This is a genomic window from Desulfuromonas acetexigens, from assembly GCF_900111775.1.
GTDB lineage: Bacteria > Desulfobacterota > Desulfuromonadia > Desulfuromonadales > Trichloromonadaceae > Trichloromonas > Trichloromonas acetexigens.
The window spans coordinates 1-5,238 of the sequence record NZ_FOJJ01000020.1 but is presented as its reverse complement, the minus strand read 5'-3'; the positions used below and the strand labels follow the sequence as shown (position 1 = coordinate 5,238).

Below are 5,238 nucleotides of genomic sequence, written 5' to 3'. Positions count from 1 at the left end.
TTGGTGTACTTGAAATCGGCAAACAGGCGGTCAAGAAGTTCTTTTTCGATGGCCATTTGGGCTCCTCAGAGGGTGGGGGGCTGGTGTACCCCGGAATGGCCATTTACACAAACTAAATTACACCCTCTCAACGGCTGGGACATGAGCAATGTTACCGTTGCCCCCACACCGTACATCGAAGGCGTCACCTATGCCAGCACCCTCTATACCGATACCGCCAAGTCCGCCAGCAACGGCGCGATCACCTGGGAAGAGTCGGATGTCAAGGTTCCGGGGATGAAGATCGTCAATGCCGATGACGTCACCGGCGCCAAGTGCATCATGACCACGGGCTACAACCCCTACGACTTTACCGACAAGATGTGCTCTGACCCCTTGCAGTCGAGCAAGCGCTGGAAGCTCAAAGGCTATAATGGCGATGTTCTTGACGTCTATTTTTCCACCACCACCGGCACCACCAGCATCTATGGCAACCTGTCGAAGCTGACCAACGCCACCGACGGAAAGTGGAAGGGCTTTCGCACTGAACTCGGCTTTATTGTCAACGGTCAGTTCGTCAAGTCCAAAGGCGGTGACGGCCTTGGGTTTTCCACAACGCGTGGTACCTATTTTACTAAGCTGACATCGTCCGATTCGCAGAAGGAAGAAACCCTTTCGGCCATGTTTTCCCAGGGGTTGGCCGGCCCGGCCGACAAGTACCATCCGGCGACGGGCTATTTCTACCCGACCAGCCGTTTCAGCTATCCGCTCTACGCTCTGGAAGATGAAATCTATACCGGCCCTCTTTCTGCCAACTACGCCAATCTCTTTGGGGACTGGAATCCCAGTGAAGGTGTCCCCTTCGGCTATTTCTACGACGACGACGCCAATCCCGATACCGATAACGTCCTGATGGCCAACTGTGATGGCAACTTTGTCGTCACCGATCCGATTCTGGAAGCCGGTTACTGCGAAGGGCAGTGGGTCACTTACCGCAGTCAGGCGGGACTCGACGCCAATGGTGTTCCCTATCCTTCCGACGGCGTGAAAAAGGCGATACCCGAGGATATGGTCGCCTCCTGGCAGAATGATGCCCTGTATGCGACCGGGATGATCGATGACCTGGCCAACCTCGGGCTGAATTACTATGTCACCATCGGCGACAACACCAAGTGGCCGACCCCCAACCAGTTCGTCATGCGTTTCTATCCCGTTCCGGCCGAAGCTCCCGCCCCGGTGGAAATCTGCAATGACGGTATCGACAATGATAAAGACGGTCTGGTCGACTGTTCCGATTCGGATTGTTCCGCCGATCCGATCTGCCCGGCGCCGGTGAGTGAGATCTGCACCGACGGCATCGATAATGATCAGGATGGCAAGGTCGACTGCGCCGACTCCGACTGCCTCGGCATCAGCGGTTGCGGCACCGAGCAGCTCTCCACCACCTGCGCCGATGGTTTCGACAACGACGGCGATGGCTTCATCGACTGCGCTGACCCCGGCTGCGCCAAGAACAAGCTGTGCCGTTAACCTGACCTAGTAGGCCTACTCAGGGGGAGTCTTCGGGCTCCCCCTGAAAAATTCCGCAGCTTTCGTTGCTTTTGTCAACTGTGGTTGCGGAACCCCTCCCGCCTTTCCCTGCCTGTTTTTTGCTCATTTTCTTCCCCCTTGGGGCGCAGCTTAGGTTGCGACCTTGTTTTGTTTGTCTGTCTTAATCCTATCGATAACTCCTTTAAAAACGGCATCTTAAATATTTTATTCCGATTCGGCACCGTCTTTGCTCTAGGGGGAATCAACTTGAACGATGGCATTTCCCCTGAGATCACCGGCGCCGAGATCGTGCTTTTCCTGTCGCCGGAACAGTCACCGGATAGGTTGATGGATGGATAAGGAAAGGAGGTCGGCCGAAAGGAGAGGCGCGAGGTTGGAAGAGTTTTAATGCTGTTTCGAAGAGCGGTAAATGAGAGGAAGTTGAAAGGGAACAAGAACTTAACTTAAAGGGAAGAAGAAGGAGGAAAAAATGAGGAGAAGTTTCGCGAAAAAGCTGGCGGCGGTACTGGGAATGTCGTTCTTTGTCGCCACAACCGCCCAGGCCGGCGTCATCACCGGCTGGGACATGAGCAACGTCACCGTCACCCCCGGCCCCTACACCGAGTATGTCACCTATAACAGCACCCTCTACACCGATGTGAACAAATCCGCGACCAACGGTGTGATCACCTGGAAGGAAACGGACGTCAAGGCTCCGGGGATGAAGATCGTCAATCAGGATGACGTCACCGGCGGCAAGTGCATCATGACCACCGGCTATAATCCCTACGATTTCTCCGACAAGATGTGTTCCGACCCGCTGCAGTCGAGCAAACGCTGGAAAGTGAAAGGGACCAACAGCCAGCCGATCGACGTTTATTTCTCCACCGCTACCGGCACGACCAGTATCTACAACTCGATGCAGAAACTGACCGATGGCACCGACATCCAGTGGAAAGGCTTCCGCGCCGAACTCGGCTTCATCGTCAACGGCCAGTTCGTCAAGTCGGGATCGGGGGACGGCCTCGGTTTCTCCACTAGCCGCGGCGCCTACTTCACCAAGCTGACCTCGTCGGCGACCCAGAATGCCGAAACCCTTTCCGCCCTCTTTGCCCAAGGCCTGGCCGGCGCCGCCGATAAATACCATCCGGTCACCGGCTATTTCGATCCGACGACCCGCTTCAGTTACCCCTTGTATGCCCTGGAGGATGAAATTTATACCGGTCCCCTTACCAGCAACTACTACAACCTCTTCGGTGACTGGAACAACCTGTCGAGTGTTCCCTGGGCCTACTTCTACGACGAGGACAACAACATCAACACCGATAATACGTTGATGGCCAACTGCGACGGCAACTTCGTCGTCACCGACCCGATTCTGGAGACCGGTTATTGCGAAGGCCAGTGGGTCACCTACCGCAGCGAGGCCGGACTCGACGCCAATGGTCTTCCCTATCCCTCTGATGGGGTGAAAAAACCGGTTTCAGCCGAGGTCCTTGCCGCCTGGCAGGCCAATCCCCTCTATCTGACCGGCCCCATCGAAGACCTGGCCAATCTCGGCCTGAACTACTACCTCACCATCGGCGACAATACCAAGTGGCCCACTCCCAACCAGTTCGTCATCCGTTTCTATCCGGTGCCGAGCGAAACCGTCGTACCCGCCCCCGCTGAGATCTGCGACGACGGCATCGATAATGACAAGGACGGTCTGGTCGACTGCTCTGATTCGGACTGCTCCGCTGACCCCATCTGCCCGGCGCCGGTAAGCGAGATCTGCACCGACGGCATCGATAATGATCAGGACGGCAAGGTCGACTGCGCCGATTCCGACTGCCTCGGCATCAGCGGTTGCGGAACCGAGCAGCTGTCCACCACCTGCGCCGACGGTTTCGACAACGACGGCGACGGCTTCATCGACTGCGCCGACCCCGGTTGCGCCAAGAATAAACTTTGCCGGTAATGAAAAGAATGCAAGGGGGAGCCGTATGGCTCCCCCTTGCGCTTTCATCACAGCGAAATGTCAGGGAGGATTTCTTGGTCTAAGTCAGTCGTCCCCAGGTGGGGGCACCGGGAAGCCTCCCGGAAAGGGAGACAAATGAATACGCAACGAGTCGTTTCTTTATCCCGCTGGTCAGGCTTGTTTTTCTTCGTTTTTCTTTTTCTGTGGGCTTCTCCCCTGTGGGCGGCCAAGCCCGTTCCCCCCGCCACGGAAGCCCAGTTGTCCGGCAAGATCACCGATGCCGCAACGACGAAGATCATCGTCGGCGCCGGTGTCACCGCCGTCGGTGATCCCGGAACTTTCAGCGCCGTCACCAACAGCAAGGGTCTTTATACCCTGACCTTGCCCGGCGGCACCTACCAGATCACCGCCAGCGCGGGCGGTTATATTGATCAGACGGTCCCCCGCACCCTGACCAACGGCGTGAACACCACCGTCAACTTCGCCCTGGTCGCCGGGGCCAACAACAGCCTGCCCCACGCCGGTCGCATCAGCAGCTACGACGGTCCCCAGACCTGTCTCAACTGTCACGGCAGCGCCATCGCCGAGCAGGTCTTCATGTCCGCCCACTTCCAGGCCCGTACCCCGACGCCCAAGCTCGATATGCCCGGCGTCGGCAACCACGGCATGGTTGACCGCGCCTGCGGTCTGCCCGGCACCACGATGATGGCCAACAACTTCGCCGGCAAGGCGATCTCCCCCGTCGACGGCGTTTCCACCAAGGATGACGGCTGCGGCAACTGCCATATCGCCTATCTGCCCCCCTATTACTATCCTTCCGCCAGCGCGGCGACCGCCGACATGGACTGTCTCTACTGTCATGCCCTGGTCTACGGCGAGGAATGGGATCATCAGGAAATCATCGACCTGTATGGCAGCAACCCCGAGCCGCATCTGCGTCAGGTGGTCACCACCCCCGAGGGGATGCAGGTCTTCAGCCAGGATCGCTCGCTGAAAACCGCCCAGTCGGCAGGCGGCGCGGTCACCAGCGAGGCCTGCCTGCGCTGCCACGAGCACAACCTGTCCGGATACAAACGCTCCACCCCCTTCACCGCCGCCACCGATGTGCATGCGGCGCGAGGCCTCAAGTGCACCAGCTGTCACGTCGTCTCCGAACACCGCATGGCTCGCGGCAACTACGTGACCGACGGTGGCGCCAACGATCTGCCCGAAGTGGAAGTCGGCTGCATCGCTTCCGGCTGTCATACCACCAGCGCCCACGCCGGTGAAAACGCCGACGCCCTCAATCAGCACCTGACCAACGTCACCTGCGAGACCTGCCACATTCACTCCCTGGATGAGCCGCGTAACATCCATCGCCGGGCCTGGGCGCCCTTCACCCTCGACCCGATCAGCGGGCAATGGGAGGACACCGCGCCGACCACCGAGGGGCAGGAATACCCCGGCTACTGGGATGCCTACACCGAATATCTGCCCATCGGCACCCGCCCGACCATCCGCTGGTTCAATGGCGGCGCCTCGATGCTGGCCCAACCCTACGGCGCCTATGCCGACCGGCGCAGCGCCGGCGGCGACGCCCGGCTCTTCCCCTTCAAGCCCTTCGTCAGTGGCATGATCTTCGACGCCGCCTGGCTGCCGGGTCGGCGGTGTAAATCATTTTGTGTAAATGGTTTGGTTTTCGGTTATCAGTAAGCTGGCATTCTGTCTTCGAACAGGATGGAAAACCGGTTGAGGGCCGCCTTCCAGTCCCGGATCGGCAGGGTCCATTT

General features: G+C 58.6%; 3 protein-coding genes. All 3 read left to right on the top strand.

Going from position 1 to position 5,238, the window contains the following annotated elements; translation table 11 throughout:
* Positions 1-141 precede the first annotated feature (141 nt).
* Complete coding sequence (locus tag BQ4888_RS08965; protein WP_092056571.1) at positions 142-1,509, top strand: choice-of-anchor F family protein; 1,368 nt, start codon at positions 142-144, stop codon at positions 1,507-1,509.
* Between the two features lie 490 nt (positions 1,510-1,999).
* On the top strand, positions 2,000-3,469 hold the full coding sequence (locus BQ4888_RS08960) for a choice-of-anchor F family protein (protein WP_140396635.1): 1,470 nt from the start codon (positions 2,000-2,002) through the stop codon (positions 3,467-3,469).
* A 135-nt stretch (positions 3,470-3,604) separates the two neighbouring features.
* Positions 3,605-5,161, top strand: coding sequence for a carboxypeptidase regulatory-like domain-containing protein (locus tag BQ4888_RS08955; RefSeq protein ID WP_170232999.1), 1,557 nt, complete (start codon positions 3,605-3,607; stop codon positions 5,159-5,161).
* The last annotated feature ends 77 nt before the right edge of the window (positions 5,162-5,238 follow it).